Raw genomic sequence first — 14,742 nt, 5'->3', positions numbered from 1 at the left:
GCTGCTGTCTGTCGTCCCTTAATCGTCGCCCAGATACGCCTTGCGCACACTCTCGTCCTTGGCGATCTCGCTGGCCTTGCCGCTCAACTTCATTTCGCCAGTTTGCAGCACGTAGGCGCGGTGGGCAATCGCCAGCGCCATGTTGGCGTTCTGCTCCACCAGCAGCACGGTGGTGTTGTGCTCCCTGTTCAGCTTGACGATGATGTCGAAGATCGCTTCCACGAACAGCGGCGACAGGCCCATGCTTGGCTCATCCAGCAGCAGCAGTCGGGGGTTGACCATCAGCGCGCGGGCGATGGCGAGCATCTGCTGTTCGCCACCCGACATGGTGCCGCCCAGCTGGTTCTCGCGTTCCCTCAGCCGAGGAAAGTACGCAAAGCCCTCCTGCACGCGCTCCTCGATCAGCTTCCTGTCGGTGATGGTGTACGCACCGACTTCCAGGTTCTCGCGCACGGTCAGTTGCGGGAAAATCCGGCGGCCCTCCGGCACGTGGCTCATGCCCATCTGCATGGTCTGGTGCGCGGGTTTCCCGGCGATGTCCTCGCCCAGGTAGGTCAGGGTGCCGCCTCTGGGCTTCATCATGCCGCTGACCGTGCGCAGGGTGGTGGTCTTGCCGGCCCCGTTGCCGCCGATCAGCGCGACGATCTCGCCCTCGTAAGCCGTGAGGGTGATGCCCTTGAGCGCGTGAATGTGATCGTAGTACGAGTGGACGTCGTTAAGTTCCAGCATTGCCGCCCCGGTGGTGCTGGGCGCAACAGGCTGGTGTACCGCTGCTGAACTGGACGCGGCGCTGTTAACCATTGGCCCTTTCCTCCTTGCCGTATTCCCCGGCGGCGGCCCCACGTCCCAGGTACGCCTCCATCACGGCGGGGTCGTTGCGGACCTGATGCGGCAGGCCCTCGCTGATCTTGGTGCCGTAGTCCAGCACGGTGATGTACTCGCTGAGGGTCATGACCAGCCGCATGTCGTGCTCGATCAGACACACAGTAACCCCCAATTCGTCGCGAATGCGGCGGATCAGCGCCTTGAGGTCCTCGGTCTCGCGGGGGTTCATCCCGGCGGCGGGTTCGTCTAGCAGGATCAGCTGGGGCGTGGTCGCCAGCGCGCGGGCGATTTCCAGCTTGCGCTGATCGCCGTAGGGCAGATTGGTGGCGATCTCGTTGCGCCAGCGCGACAGACCCACGAAGTCCAGCATGATGCGGGCGGCCTCGCGCGCCTCGTGCTCGGACTCGTGAAAGCGTCGGGTCCGCAGCACGGCGTCCACGAAGGTGCTCTTCAGGCGGGCGTTGCGCCCCACCATAATGTTTTCCTCGCTGGTCATGCTGGAGAACAGACGGATGTTCTGAAAGGTCCGCGCGATCCCGGCTTCGGTCACCTGATCGGGACGCAGGCCCACGAGTTCGCGTCCGTCCAGCCGAATGCTGCCGTGCGTGGGCGCGTAGATGCCGGTGATCATGTTGAAGAAGGTGGTCTTGCCGGCGCCGTTGGGGCCGATCACACTGACGATAGACCGTTTGGGAACGTGCATGGTCACCGCGTTCACGGCAGTCAGTCCACCGAATTCCTTGGTCAGCCCGTCCACTTCGAGAATGCTGCTGGTGCTGCCCGGAACCGCCGGGCCAGGATGGACCGTGGTCTTGATCATCGGTTGCCTCCGGGCTTGTCGTCTTCCTTGATGGTGGCCAGTCCGGCGCTGTACACGTCGCCGCCCTGGTTCAGGCCGCTGGCGTTGCCGTCCTTGCTCTCATCTTCCTGATCGTCCTCGTGGTGCAGTTCGCGGGCCACGCGTTTGTTGGGCAGCAGGCCCTCGGGGCGCAGCAGCATCATGGCCACCAGAATCGCGCCGAAGATAAAGCGGTTGAAGTTTGCAGGGTTGACCTCTTGTGGAATCCAAGGCACGTTGGCACTTGCCTCGCCCAGACCCGGCAGAATCCGCAGGTTGAGCAGCGTGACCACTGCGGCCCCCAGGATCACGCCGCTGAATGAGCCCATGCCGCCCAGTACCACCATGCTCAGCACGGTGATGCTCTGCAGCAGGTTGAAGCTCTCGGGGCTGATAAAGGTCTGCTTGGCCGCGAAGAGCATGCCCATCACGCCGGCAAAGCTGGCGCCCGTGGCGAACGCGATCAGCTTGGTCTGCATCAGAGGCACACCCATGGCCTGCGCCGCGATTTCGTCGTCGCGGATGGCGATCCATGCGCGCCCGATCCGGCTCTTGTCCAACCTGACGTTGACCAGCAGGATCACAGCGATCACGATCAGCACCAGCACGTAGAGGAACAGCAGGTAGTACTGATCTTGACCGAACCCCAGCGCCCCGACCAGGCTGTTGAACCACGGCACTGAGGCCGACTCAATCGGGGTGATGCCCTGCGAACCTGCCGTGTACAGGCCCAGGTTGTTGGCCAGCACCCGGATGACCTCGCCCAGGCCGAGCGTGATGATCGCTAGATAGTCACCCTTGAGCTTCAGCACCGGCAGGCCGATCAGCACGCCCACGATAGCGGCGGCCATGATGCTCAGAGCCAGGAACAGCCAAAAGAAACCGGGGTTGATCCCGTTGGCGAGTGCCGCCGCCGAGCCAGAGGCCAGCACCAGGATCGAGCGCCCCACCAGCAGGATGCCCGCAAGCAGACCAAAACCGGCCAGAAGGAAGCTCAGGTTGCTCAGCCGGGTGGGGGCAACCCGTCCGTGCAGTCCCCGGATATAGATCATGCTGCCTGCCGTAATCGCCGTCAGCACCAGGCCGAGGGCCAGGGTGCCGCTGCCGGTCGTGCCCGGATTGCTGCCGTAGTACTTAAGGACCTCCCCGAAGCGGGGGCTGGCGAAGATGCTCCAGGTGTACGCTCCCACTGCGAAGAAGGCCACGTAACCCAGGTCGAGCAGCCCGGCCAACCCCACCACGATGTTCAGGCCCAACGCCAGCGCGGCGAAGATCATGACCTGGATGCTCAGGTCCAGCAGACTCGTATCGGCCTGCCCCGCCAGCGGCAGCACGAACAGCAGGCTGCCAACGCCCACGATCAGCTTGGCCCAGTTGGCAGCCTTCCACAGATAGGCGAACAGGACGTTCGCCAGGAACAGCGAGACGACCAGCGCCTCCACCACCTTGTTGCGAAGGACGCTGCCGAGTGGCCCCAGGTTCCTCAACACGTCGGGTTCGTGAGAAACCAGCAGCAGGACGGAGGTGACGATGAAGAACAGCATCAGCCAGACGGTGCGGTCTGGCTTGACCACGGGACGGCGAACGGTGGGGTTCGCCTGCGGAGGAGTGGCAACCGTCATACCTTCTCCACGTTGCTCTTGCCGAGCAGGCCGGTGGGCTTAAAGATCAGGATCAGCACCAGCACGATGAACGGGCCAATCTTCGAGTAACTGGCGTCGATGGTACTCAGGTTGGCAAAACCCAGCAGGTTCCCGAAGATGTTCATGACGCCGATCAGGTTCTGGATCACGCCCAGCAGCAGGCCGCCCAGCACTGCGCCGGGAATGCTGCCGATACCGCCCAGCACCGCCGCCGTGAAGGCGATGATGCCCGGATCGAAACCGCTGTAGGCATTGACCGTGCCGAACTTCAGCCCGAACAGCACACCGCTGACGCCGCCCAGCGCCCCGCCGATCAGAAAGGTGGCGCTGATCATCAGGTTGGAGTCGATGCCCATCAGTCCGGCGGTCACCCGGTCCTGGGACACGGCGCGGATGGCCTTGCCCAGCCGGGTGCGGTTGACCACGTAATTCAGCACCGCGAGGCTGACCAGCGACACGACCACGAGAATCACGTCTTTCAGCTGCACGTCCACGCCAATCGTGCGCAGGAAATCGCCCACCGGGGCGCAGGTGCTGTTGGTGGAGCAGAACTTGTCGCCGAAACCAGCGGGCAGCGTGTAGGTCAGGTCAAATCGGCCCTGCAGACCCTCCAGGAAGCGCAAGGTGTCTTGCAAGATCAGCGAAACACCGATGGCCGTGATCAGCGGGACCAGCCGGGGCGATCCGCGCAGGGGCCGGTAGGCCAGCCGCTCAATCAGCACGTTGAGCAGACCCGAAACCAGCATCGCGGCGATCAGCGCGATCAGCAGCTTCAGATAGCCGTTCATGGTCGAGTCCTGCAAGATGCGGAAGACCTCGAATCCCACCACCGCCCCGGTGATAAAGACCTCCGAGTGGGCGAAATTGATCAGCTGCAGCACGCCGTACACCATGGTGTAGCCCAGCGCGATGATGGCGTAGACGAATCCCAGAATCAGGCCGCCCACGATCACGTTGACGATAAAGGGCAGCAGGACAGAAAGTTCCAAAGAAATCAGCTCCTTTCAGTAGATGAAGGGGGAACGGCAGGGCGTCAAAAACAATGGTGACAGTGAAATCGACGGCATTCTACTCTTGAGGGGCGGGTTTTCCGTGGAATCATTTCCAGCTTCTCCCCACGGTCCCTGATGTCTTAAAAAAGGGGCCAGGCACGCAGCCCGGCCCCATGGTCAAACGGGTCGCTTACTCAGTTCTTGGGGGGCTTGACGGGCAGGCTGGTTTCCAGGTCTGCCTTGCCGTCCTTGACCTTGATCACGTACAGGGTGGCAGCCTTGCGGTCCCCGACGCTGTTGAAGCTCACTTCACCCGACAGCAGGCCCTTATAGGTGCCCTTGCGAATGGTGTCCTGAACCTGCTTGCGGCTGGGGACCTTGCCACCGTTGGCGCGCGCGGCGTCCAGAATGCCCTGCAGCGTCACCTTGGCGGCGTCGTAGCCGAAGGCGCCGAAGCCCTGGGCGGGGGTGTTGAAGGTCTTCTGGAAGCTGGTGGCGAAGGTCTTGGCCGCGGGCAGCGCCTCGAGCGGGGCAGCCACGGTGGTGTAGTAGATGTTGTTGGCGCCGGCCTTGCCGACGATCACCGGCAGCTCGCTGCTGTCCAGGCCGTCGCCACCGACCACGGGGGTGTCGATGCCCGCGCCGCGCAGCTGCTTGATGAACACGCCGATCTGGTTGTAGATGCCGCCGAAGTAGATGGCGTCAGGCCGGGTCAGCTTGATCTTGGCGACGATGCTGGAAAAGTCGCTCTTCTCTTCAGTGCCTTCACTGCCAGAGATGGTCACGCCCTTGGCTTTGAGAGCCTTCTCGACCTCGGCGGCCAGCCCTTCACCGTAGGCAGTCTTGTCGTTCAGGACGTAGACCTTCTTGGCCTTCAGGTTGTTCATGATGAAGTTCGCGCCGGCCGGACCCTGCGAGTCGTCACGGGCCACGATACGGTTCATGTTCGCCAGGCCGCGGTCCGTGACCTGGTTGGCGGTGTTGGCCGGGCTGATCATCACCAGGTTGCTGGGGGCGAGAGCCGCGCTGGCAGGAATCGCCACGCCGCTGTTCAGGGTGCCCACCACGGCCAGGATGGCGCGGTCCGAGGCGATCTTGCGGGCAGCGGCGGTGCCGGTGGCGGGATCGGCCTGGTCGTCGTAAGGCACGAGCTGCAGGTTGAAGCCTGCCTTCTTGAACAGCGGGGCGTACTCGTTGACCGCCAGCTGCACGCCGTTGCGAATCTGGGTGCCCAGGTTGCTCTGGCCGCCGGACAGCGGGCTGATGGAAGCAATCTTGATGGTGGTCTGCGCGCTGGCGGTGCCGAGCGCCATCGCGGCGAGTACAGAAAGGCTCAAAGCGGTCTTCTTCATAATTCCTCCGGATATAGATGCGCCGCAGATCCTGGGTTCTGGGTGCGCTGTGGTTGCGATAGCGAGATTCTAGGGACGAGTTAAGGTGAAGTCAATGCGCCCCTCATGTGACCTTTGGAACTCAAATGTGAAAAATGCAGCTATGCAAGAAGATTTATTGCTGAAATGAGGTGATTTTGGCAATAAACAAGCGTTCTCGAGGGGCCGTGCGGTCTTCCGAGGTACCACCTTAATAAAGAGAGGGGGCCAATCCCCTCCCAATTGGCTGGCTCCATTGTTAAACCGCGTGTTCTTCTCTGGAGTTATCAGGTTGTCCATTGACGGTTCCTAAGAGCCAGACAGCTATTGATTTGCGGCACTGTTGCAGACCGTGATCAGAGGAACATAACTCTGCAAGAGTCAAAAGGTAGCCTACAGACAGGGCTCGACTTTCTGGCTGAAACCTGATTGGCTTAGACCAGATCGAGGTAGCGTTCCAGTTCCCAGGCGTGGACGGCAGAGCTGTACTCTCGCCACTCGGCCCGCTTGGCGGCCATGAAGTGATCCAGGACGTGTTCGCCCAGCGCCTGCCGAAGGATCTCGTCCTTGCCCAATTCCTCCAGGGCCTCACGGAGGTCGGTGGGCAGTTCCTTGACGCGGTGGTGGCGTTTCTCGCGCACGGTCATCTTGAAGATGTTGCGTGCAATCGCGGGCGGTGGCTCCAACCCCCGCTCGATGCCGTCCAGTCCGGCGGCCAGCATGACCGCCAGCGCCAGGTACGGGTTGCAGCTGGGGTCCGGCATCCGCAGCTCGGCACGGGTGGAGTTGCCTCGCTTGGCCGGAATGCGCACCAGCGCGCTGCGATTACTGGTGCTCCAGGCAATGTTGACCGGGGCCTCAAAGCCCGGCACCAGCCGCTTGTAACTGTTGACCAGCGGGTTGGTGATGGCCGTCATCCCTTCGGCATGATCCAGCAGGCCGGCGATAAAGCCCTCAGCGGTCTTCGAGAGACCGTACTGGCCCTTCTCGTCGGCGAACGCATTCTTGCCGTCCCTGAACAGGCTCAGGTGACAGTGCATCCCGCTGCCACTGACGCCCGCCAGTGGCTTGGGCAGAAAGCTGGCCAGCAGTCCGTACTCCAGTGCCACCCGCTTGACCACGAATTTAAAGGTGGCAATACGGTCCGCCGTTTCCAGGGCTGGGGCGTACCGAAAGTCAATTTCGTGCTGACCGGGGGCAACCTCATGGTGGGCGGCCTCGATCTCGAAACCCATTTCGACAAGTTTGTTGGCGATCTCGCGCCGGATGCGCTCGCCCTTGTCGATGGGCGCCAGATCGAAATAGCCGGCCCGGTCATGCGTGACCGTGCTGCCCAGCCCAGCAGGGGTGCGCTCGAACAGGAAGAATTCAGGCTCGGTGCCGACAAACATCTCGTAACCCTTGTCCCGCGCCCGCTCGATCTGACGCTGCAGAACCCGGCGGGGGTCACCCGTGAACGGCGTGCCGTCGGGCAGGGTCACGTCGCAGATCAGCCGGGCCACTGCCCCGCGCTCTCCTTCCTCGCGCGAGAACGGCGGGTAGATCAGGAAGGTGCCGAGATCGGGGCGCAGCAGCATGTCGGACTCCTCGACGCGAGTAAAGCCCTCCACAGCGCTGCCGTCGAAGGTCACGTCACCGCTCAGCGCCTTCTCGAACTGCGAGCGCGGGACCTCCACGTTCTTGGTGGTGCCCAGAATGTCGGTGAATTGCAGCCGTAGAAACTTGATCTGGGCGTCTTGCAATTGGGCCAGTATCTCGGCCCGCTGGGGTGCTGTGGTCATGAGTGATTTGCCTCCGGAAATGGTCTGTACTCAGGGTAACGGCCTGGCAGCGTGTGCGAGGAAACACATGATGGGTCATACAAAATTAAGACGAAATTAAGGTCTCCCGTGGGGTGTTTTCACATAAAGCTCAGGGAATCTGAAGTGGTCAGGAGGTTCAGAGATGACCCAGCAGCAGTCCATTGAGGTGTACGGCGCACGCGAGAACAATCTGCAGGACGTTTCGCTCCATATTCCTAAGGGGAGGATCACAGTCTTCACTGGCGTTTCTGGTTCTGGCAAGTCCTCGCTGGTCTTCGATACCATCGCCGCCGAGGCGCAGCGTCAGCTCAACGAGACGTTCACGGCCTTCGTACAGGGGTTCCTGCCGCATTATGGTCAGCCGGACGTGGACCGGATCGAACACCTGAACGCGCCGATCATCATCGATCAGAAGCGGGTGGGCGGCGGCGCACGGTCCACGGCGGGCACCTACACCGACATCGCCGCGCCGCTGCGCCTGCTGTTCTCGCGCTTCGGCCAGCCCTCTGCGGGACCGGCCTTCGCCTACTCGTTCAACACACCGCAGGGGATGTGCCCGGAGTGCGAGGGGATCGGCAAAACCACGCAACTGGATCTGGATCGCCTGCTGGACCGCCGCCTGTCGCTGAACGGCGGGGCCATCCTGCATCCCGAATTCAGGGTGGGCAAGTGGATGTGGAAGATGTATCCGCTCTCGGGGTTGTTCGACAACGACAAACCGATTGAGGACTACACCCCGGAGGAACTACACGCCCTGCTGTACGGCGCGGACGTAAAGGTCTCGTTTGGGGAGTTCGGCTCCAAATACGAGGGCCTGGTGGAGCGCATGACGAGGATGTACCTCAAAAAGGACGCCGCCGCCATGACCGAGCGGGGCCGCAAGGTCTTTGAAGACTTCACCACCTCCCAGACCTGTCCGGTCTGCCACGGCGCACGGCTGAACGCGGCAGCACTGAACTGCCGCATTGACGGGCAGAACATCGCCGACGTGTCGGAACTGGAAATCACCGGACTGATCGCCTTTCTGGAGCGCCTCAGCGACCCGGCGGCGGCGCGGGTGGCCGGCCACCTCAAGGAGCGCCTGCAGCATCTGGTGGACATCGGGCTGGGCTACTTAAGCCTGAACCGCGAAACGGCCACGCTGTCCGGGGGCGAATCGCAGCGCCTCAAGATGATCCGGCACCTGGGCAACAGCCTGACCGAGATGCTGTACATCCTCGACGAGCCCAGTGTGGGCCTGCACGCCCGCGACGTGGCGCGGCTGACCGGGCTGCTGCGGAAGTTGCGGGACAAGGGCAATACCGTGCTGGTGGTGGAACACGACCCGGACGTGATTGCGGTGGCCGATCACGTGGTGGACATCGGGCCAGGGGCCGGAACGCACGGTGGGCAGGTGGTGTTCGAGGGAAGTTACTCCGCGCTGCAGCAGGCCGACACCCTGACCGGGCGGTTTCTGGGTCAGCACCTGCCGATCAAGCAGGAGGTCCGCCAGCCGACCGGCCACCTGACGGTCCGCAATGCCAGCCTGCACAACCTCAAGAACGTGACCGTGGACATTCCCACAGGGGTGTTGACGGTGGTGACCGGCGTCGCAGGGTCGGGCAAGAGTTCCCTGATCAACGACGTTTTTCTGGCACAGCACCCCGAGGCCATCGTGATCGACCAGTCCCGTGTAGGCGCCAACAGCCGCTCGGCCCCGGCCACCTACACGGGAATCATGGACGACATCCGCAAGGCCTTCGCCAGAACCAACGACGTGAGCCCCTCATTGTTCAGCTTCAATTCAGAGGGCAGTTGCCCCGAGTGCAATGGTCTGGGCGTGATCTACACCGACCTGGCTTTTATGGAGGGCATGACCTCCGTGTGCGAGGTCTGTGAGGGCAAGCGCTTCAAAGAAGAGGTGCTGACCTACCACTTGCGCGGTCACTCGATTGCCGACGTGCTGGAAATGACGGCGGAGCAGGCGCTGGCCTTTTTCACCGAGAAGAAGATCGCCGCCGTCCTGAAGGCCATGAATGACGTGGGCCTGGGTTACCTGAAACTGGGACAGCCGCTGAGCACCGTGTCGGGCGGCGAGGGCCAGCGCCTCAAACTCGCCACGGAACTGCACAAGAAGGGCAGCGTCTACGTGATGGACGAACCCACCACGGGTTTGCATCTCTCGGACATCGGCATGCTGATGCGCCTGATCGACCGGCTGGTGGAGGGCGGCAACACCGCCGTGCTAATCGAGCATCATCTCGACGTGATCCGGCAGGCCGACTGGGTAATCGACCTGGGACCCGAGGGCGGCAGCGCAGGCGGAGAGGTGCTGTACGAGGGACCGCCGCAGGGCTTGAAATCCTGTGCGCGGAGCCTGACCGGGCAGTTTCTGTAAAACAGGGGCGCATGACGAGGGACGACAAGTTGTAAAATGCCGTCAGCAATCTGGACAGAAAACCAGATTACGGAGAACAGATTGCACAAACGGGGAGCAGAAAAATAAATCAGGATGCTTTTCCAGTCCACCTGTTCAGAGAAGTGCGTTGACCCAAATTTGGCGCGGCGGCTATACTCCATGCCGATGACAGGGCCAGGTGGGACGGCGAGAGGGAATGGCACGCGACCAGCGCCCTCTCGCGCCGTTTCGGTTGCGGTCTGCCAGCCCAAGAGGAGCGATTATGACTCAGGCCAGTAACACCCAGGATTTCGATGTCAACTCGGCGGCCCGCAACTGGCGGGTAGAGGCCACCGCGCAGCCCACCCCCAGCGAACTGGTGACCGAGAAATTCGCCAGCGACGTGCTGACAGCCGACCAGCTCAAGACCCGCATGAGCAAGAGCGCCTTCAAGAGCCTGCAGGCCACGGCCGAGCGCGGCGAGAAGCTGGACCCCAGCATTGCCGACACCGTGGCGCTAGCGATGAAAACCTGGGCGATGGAGAAGGGCGCGACGCACTACACCCACTGGTTCCAGCCCCTGACCGGCGGCACGGCCGAGAAACACGATTCCTTCCTGAATCCCGCCGGGGACGGCGTGGCGATCATGTCCTTTTCCGGCAAGGAGCTGATCCAGGCCGAGCCGGACGCCTCCAGCTTCCCCTCGGGCGGCCTGCGGGCCACCTTTGAGGCGCGCGGCTACACCGCCTGGGACCCCAGTAGCCCCGCCTTCATCGTCAGGCATGCCAACGGCGCGACCCTGTGCATCCCCAGCGTCTTCGCGTCGTGGAAGGGCGAGGCACTCGACCTCAAGACGCCGCTGCTGCGCTCCATCGAGGCGCTGAACAAGGCGGTGACACCGGCCCTCAAGCTGTTCGGTGCGTCCGAAGGCACCCGCGTCACCAGTAGCCTGGGCGCCGAGCAGGAATACTTCCTGATTGCCGAGGAGTACTACTACCGCCGTCCCGATCTGGTCATGAGCGGGCGTACACTGTTCGGCGCGAAGCCCCCGCGCGGGCAGGAGTTGGAAGACCACTATTTCGGCGCAATTCCCGACCGCATTCTCAGCTTCATGACCGATGCCGAGATGCAGCTGTACGCGCTGGGCATCCCGGTCAAAACCCGCCACAACGAGGTGGCACCCGGGCAGTTCGAAGTGGCCCCGATCTTCGAGCACTCCAACATCGCCGCCGACCACCAGCAGCTGATGATGCAGGTGCTGCGGACCACCGCCCGCAAGTACGGCCTGGTCTGCCTGATGCACGAGAAGCCTTTCGCAGGCATCAACGGCAGCGGCAAGCACTGCAACTGGAGCATGGCGACCGATGCGGGCGAGAATCTGCTCGATCCCGGAGACACCCCTGACGAGAACATGCAGTTCCTGTTCTTCACCTCCGCGGTCCTCAAGGCTGTGGACGAGCATCAGGACCTGCTGCGCGCCTGCGTGGCGAGCGCCAGCAATGATCATCGTCTGGGAGCCGCCGAGGCCCCGCCCGCGATCATCAGCATCTTTCTGGGCAGCGAGCTGAGCGACATCTTCGAGCGTCTTGCCAGCGGTCAGGGCGGGCGCGGCAAATCGGCCGGCCTGATGGGGCTGGGCAGCCGCGTGCTGCCCGAAATACCGGTGCACGCCGGGGACCGCAACCGCACCAGCCCGTTTGCCTTTACCGGCAACAAGTTTGAATTCCGCGCGGTGGGCAGCTCCCAGAGCATTTCCTTTCCCATCACGGTCATGAACGCCATCGTGGCGGACTCGGTGGGCGATCTGATGACCGATCTTCAAACCAGGCTGGACGGCGGCATGGAGCTGAGCACGGCCCTGGCCGAGCTGGTGCGCGAGACGTACAAGACCCATAAACGCATCGTGTTCGATGGCGACGGCTACAGCGACGAGTGGCACCACGAGGCCGAGCACGAGCGTGGCCTGCTGAACCTGCGCACCGCCCTGGACGCCCTGGAACACCTGCACAGCCCCAAGAACATCGAGCTGTTCGGCAAGCTGAAAATCCTGAATGACCGCGAACTGGCGGCCCGGCAGGAAATCATGTACGACATTTACTTCAAGACCGTGAACATCGAGGGCGAAACCACCGAATACATGGCCCAGCGTCAGATCCTGCCTGCGGCCCTGGCGTATCTGGCGGCCCTGAAGAACGTGCCGGAAAGCAGCCGCGCCGCTGCTGGCGTGAGCCGTGAAGTCAGCGACATGACCGACAAACTGTACGACGCCCTGCAGGTTCTACGTGAACAGAACGCGGCCCAGGGCGGCGAGGAAGTGCATGAAAAGGCCTACCACATGCGTGATCATGTGCTGCCGGCCATGCGCGAGGTGCGCACCGTGGCCGACCGGCTGGAGAACATGATCGACTTCAAGCTGTGGCCGCTGCCGACGTACCGTCAGATGCTGTTCGTGAAGTAAAACGGCCCACACTGCTGCCCCCGCCCGAAGACGGCGGGGGTTTTGTGGTGTTCTCTGCGTCAGGCTCCGGGAGACTTACAGCACCCGGAAGGCCAGAACGCCCGCGCCAACTCCCAGCAGAATGCCTATCAGGACCTCCAGGTAAGTGTGGCCCAGCAGCACGCGCACCGGCAGGGGCGCGAAGCCTGCGCGCACCACGTCGCGCAGCTCGCTGATCAGTTCGTTGAGTAGGGCACCCTGTTGACCACTGGCATGCCGGACCCCGGTGGCGTCGTACATGACGATCAGGGCGAAGACGGAACTGATGGCAAACGGCGCGCTGCCGACGCCCTCAGAGAGTCCGACGCCCGTGGTCAGGGCCGCCACCATGGCGCTGTGACTGCTGGGCATGCCGCCCGTTTCCATGAAGGCGGCAGGGCGCCAGCGCCGCTCGATCAGCAGGATCAGAAAGACCTTGAAGAGCTGCGCGCTCGTGGAGGCCAGGATGGCGGTCCACAACCAGCGGTTGCTCAGTAGCTCAGCGAACGAATTCACCGGCAGCCTCAAGGTCAGCGCGGGCGGCGTGTTGCAACTCAGCGGCCCGGACGGTATTCGCCAGCAGTTGCGCGACGGTCATGGGGCCGACGCCGCCGGGCACCGGGGTCAGCGCCCCAGCCACACCCGCCACGTCCGGATGAACGTCGCCCACCAGATGGCCCTTGCCGTCCGGCTTCAGCACACGGTTGATGCCCACGTCGATGACCGTGGCCCCAGGTTTGACCATGTCCGGCGTGATCAGCCCGGGGGTTCCGGCAGCGGCAACGAGGATATCGGCCTCGCGCGTGACACTTCCCAGATCGCGGGTCCGGCTGTGGGCCACTGTGACGGTGGCGTCGGCGTTCAGCAGCAGTGCGGCCAGCGGGCGGCCCACCAGATGGCTGCGGCCCACGATCACCGCCCGCGCGCCCGCCACCGGAACCCCGTGGTGCTCCAGTAGGAACATGATCCCGGCAGGGGTACAGGGCGTCAGCGCCGGGCGCCCCGCCCACAGCTCGCCCACGTTAAGGGGATGAAAGCCGTCCACATCCTTGCGCGGATCGATGGCGTGCAGCACGGCGGCCTCGGCGATCTGCGCGGGCAGCGGCAGCTGGACCAGAATGCCGTTCACGTCATCGTCACGGTTGAGGGTATCGATCAGTGTCAGCAACTCGGCCTGGGTGGTGGTTTCCGCAAGCGCGTGGACCGTGTTTCGCAGGCCCACCTCGCCGGCCTTGCGCGACTTGCCGCGCACGTAACTGAGGCTGGCGGGATCGTCACCCACACTCACGATCACCAGATTGGGCTGGGCGGGCAGGCGCGAAGCCCGCGCCGCGGCGTCCGCCAGCAGCGCCGCAGCGACGGGTGGCCCGGCCAGCACCCGTGCGCTCACCCGCGCTCCTCTGGCCCGCTCTCCCCCGCCTCCTGTGCGGACGCCTCCTGTCCAGGCAGTCCCTGCTCCTCGGACTCCTGTTCGTCCAGCTGCGGCGCGACAGGGGCTGTTTTCATGCTGCGGCTGAGGCCCGCCAGCACGCCGTTGACGAACCGTCCCGAATCGTCGCCGCCAAATTTGCGCGCGATACGGACGGCGCTCTCGATCACCGGGGGGTGAGGCTCGCCGGTGTACCCCATCTCGAAGGTCGCCAGCCGCAGCACGTTGAGGTCCGTCTGGGCCATCTGCCCGAAGCTCCAGCCACGAATGGTCCGCTGCAGGGTCTCGTCGATGTCGGCGCGATGTGCCCCGATGCCGTCCACCAGTTCGCGGGCGAAAGTCAGCGCTTCCTCGTTCAGGCGGGGGAAGGTGTCGTCGCCGTCGCGCATCTGGCCCTCGGCGCGGGTGAACACCGTGTCCAGTGGCAGATCGCCCCGGTCGGCCTCGAACAACACACGGAAGGCGAATTCGCGGGCAGCGCGGCGGGTGCCGACGGGCTGGGCAGCCTTCTCACGGCGGCGGGTCAAGGCTGGCTCCTAGTGGCAGGCGCGGCGGGCACGCACACCCCCTGCACGGTCACGTTGACGGCGCTGACCTTGAGGCCGGTCATCAGCTCGATGTTCTCGCACACAGCGCGCTGCACCTGCCGCGAGACGTTCACCAGATTCTGCCCGAAATTGATGTTCAGGCCCACGTCCACGCTGACGCTGCCGCCGTCGCGGGTCACGCGCAGGGCGCGGGATTTGCGGGCACCGCTCTGGTTGCGCAGCACCGCGCCCATGTTCAGCGGCGCAGAGGCGACTTCGGTGCCCTCAATGCCGGTGATGGTGGTGGCGGCGATCTCCATTAGAACGTTCTTGCTGATCTCGACGTCTGAGCTGGGGGCGGGGATGGACTGAGTGGGGTTGCTTGCCATGATGAGAATGCCTCCGCGCGCGGGCCGAGTGGGGCGCCGCGCCAATACCGGACAGTTTAGAGGCTGAGCGCGAC

The 14,742-nt window shown here is 63.6% G+C and carries 12 protein-coding genes; 2 read left to right on the top strand and 10 right to left on the bottom strand.

Annotated features, from left to right (window positions below):
* Positions 1-18 precede the first annotated feature (18 nt).
* From HNQ08_RS04255 to glnA, 6 genes are all read right to left on the bottom strand, one after another.
* Complete coding sequence (locus HNQ08_RS04255; RefSeq protein WP_184128883.1) at positions 19-729, bottom strand: ABC transporter ATP-binding protein; 711 nt, start codon at positions 727-729, stop codon at positions 19-21.
* Positions 730-793: 64 nt separating this feature from the next.
* Entirely contained in the window at positions 794-1,645 is an 852-nt protein-coding gene (locus HNQ08_RS04250) for an ABC transporter ATP-binding protein (RefSeq protein WP_184127865.1), read from the bottom strand.
* Entirely contained in the window at positions 1,642-3,285 is a 1,644-nt protein-coding gene (locus HNQ08_RS04245) for a branched-chain amino acid ABC transporter permease (RefSeq protein WP_184127864.1), read from the bottom strand. The genes HNQ08_RS04250 and HNQ08_RS04245 overlap by 4 nt, the downstream gene beginning before the upstream one ends.
* On the bottom strand, positions 3,282-4,295 hold the full coding sequence (locus HNQ08_RS04240; RefSeq protein WP_184127863.1) for a branched-chain amino acid ABC transporter permease: 1,014 nt from the start codon (positions 4,293-4,295) through the stop codon (positions 3,282-3,284). Before HNQ08_RS04240 ends, HNQ08_RS04245 begins: the two co-directional genes overlap by 4 nt.
* A gap of 197 nt (positions 4,296-4,492) precedes the next feature.
* Positions 4,493-5,650 carry a branched-chain amino acid ABC transporter substrate-binding protein gene (locus tag HNQ08_RS04235; RefSeq protein ID WP_184127862.1) on the bottom strand — a complete coding sequence of 386 codons (1,158 nt, stop codon included), beginning with the start codon at positions 5,648-5,650 and terminating at the stop codon, positions 4,493-4,495.
* A gap of 452 nt (positions 5,651-6,102) precedes the next feature.
* Complete coding sequence (glnA, locus tag HNQ08_RS04230) at positions 6,103-7,449, bottom strand: type I glutamate--ammonia ligase (RefSeq protein ID WP_184127861.1); 1,347 nt, start codon at positions 7,447-7,449, stop codon at positions 6,103-6,105.
* Positions 7,450-7,612: 163 nt separating this feature from the next.
* Between glnA and HNQ08_RS04225 the strand changes: the two genes are divergently transcribed.
* Together HNQ08_RS04225 and HNQ08_RS04220 are read left to right on the top strand one after the other, a co-directional pair.
* On the top strand, positions 7,613-9,847 hold the full coding sequence (locus HNQ08_RS04225; protein ID WP_184127860.1) for an ATP-binding cassette domain-containing protein: 2,235 nt from the start codon (positions 7,613-7,615) through the stop codon (positions 9,845-9,847).
* Between the two features lie 283 nt (positions 9,848-10,130).
* A complete protein-coding gene (locus HNQ08_RS04220) occupies positions 10,131-12,305 on the top strand; it encodes a glutamine synthetase III family protein (RefSeq protein ID WP_184127859.1) in 2,175 nt (724 codons plus the stop codon).
* 75 nt (positions 12,306-12,380) lie between these two features.
* On the opposite strand, the gene HNQ08_RS04215 is transcribed toward HNQ08_RS04220, so the two are convergent.
* Genes HNQ08_RS04215 through HNQ08_RS04200 form a run of 4 tightly spaced genes read right to left on the bottom strand, consistent with a single transcriptional unit; the run spans position 12,381 to position 14,668 of the window.
* Complete coding sequence (locus HNQ08_RS04215) at positions 12,381-12,839, bottom strand: divergent PAP2 family protein (protein WP_184127858.1); 459 nt, start codon at positions 12,837-12,839, stop codon at positions 12,381-12,383.
* The gene (locus tag HNQ08_RS04210) at positions 12,823-13,713 is read right to left on the bottom strand and encodes a bifunctional 5,10-methylenetetrahydrofolate dehydrogenase/5,10-methenyltetrahydrofolate cyclohydrolase (protein ID WP_184127857.1); all 891 of its coding nucleotides are present in this window, start codon (positions 13,711-13,713) and stop codon (positions 12,823-12,825) included. Before HNQ08_RS04210 ends, HNQ08_RS04215 begins: the two co-directional genes overlap by 17 nt.
* The gene (gene nusB, locus HNQ08_RS04205) at positions 13,710-14,279 is read right to left on the bottom strand and encodes a transcription antitermination factor NusB (RefSeq protein ID WP_184127856.1); all 570 of its coding nucleotides are present in this window, start codon (positions 14,277-14,279) and stop codon (positions 13,710-13,712) included. Before nusB ends, HNQ08_RS04210 begins: the two co-directional genes overlap by 4 nt.
* Entirely contained in the window at positions 14,276-14,668 is a 393-nt protein-coding gene (locus tag HNQ08_RS04200) for an Asp23/Gls24 family envelope stress response protein (RefSeq protein WP_184127855.1), read from the bottom strand. The genes nusB and HNQ08_RS04200 overlap by 4 nt, the downstream gene beginning before the upstream one ends.
* Between the last annotated feature and the right edge of the window lie 74 nt (positions 14,669-14,742).

It is taken from the genome of Deinococcus humi, assembly GCF_014201875.1.
Classification (GTDB): domain Bacteria; phylum Deinococcota; class Deinococci; order Deinococcales; family Deinococcaceae; genus Deinococcus; species Deinococcus humi.
This window is presented reverse-complemented; position numbering and strand designations above follow the sequence as displayed.

Coding starts and splice junctions, on each gene's coding strand:
- HNQ08_RS04250 (WP_184127865.1), bottom strand. CDS start 1,645: ATGATCAAGACCACGGTCCATCCTGGCCCGGCGGTTCCGGGCAGCACC.
- HNQ08_RS04225 (WP_184127860.1), top strand. CDS start 7,613: ATGACCCAGCAGCAGTCCATTGAGGTGTACGGCGCACGCGAGAACAAT.
- HNQ08_RS04245 (WP_184127864.1), bottom strand. CDS start 3,285: ATGACGGTTGCCACTCCTCCGCAGGCGAACCCCACCGTTCGCCGTCCC.
- HNQ08_RS04200 (WP_184127855.1), bottom strand. CDS start 14,668: ATGGCAAGCAACCCCACTCAGTCCATCCCCGCCCCCAGCTCAGACGTC.
- HNQ08_RS04255 (WP_184128883.1), bottom strand. CDS start 729: ATGCTGGAACTTAACGACGTCCACTCGTACTACGATCACATTCACGCG.
- glnA (WP_184127861.1), bottom strand. CDS start 7,449: ATGACCACAGCACCCCAGCGGGCCGAGATACTGGCCCAATTGCAAGAC.
- HNQ08_RS04235 (WP_184127862.1), bottom strand. CDS start 5,650: ATGAAGAAGACCGCTTTGAGCCTTTCTGTACTCGCCGCGATGGCGCTC.
- HNQ08_RS04220 (WP_184127859.1), top strand. CDS start 10,131: ATGACTCAGGCCAGTAACACCCAGGATTTCGATGTCAACTCGGCGGCC.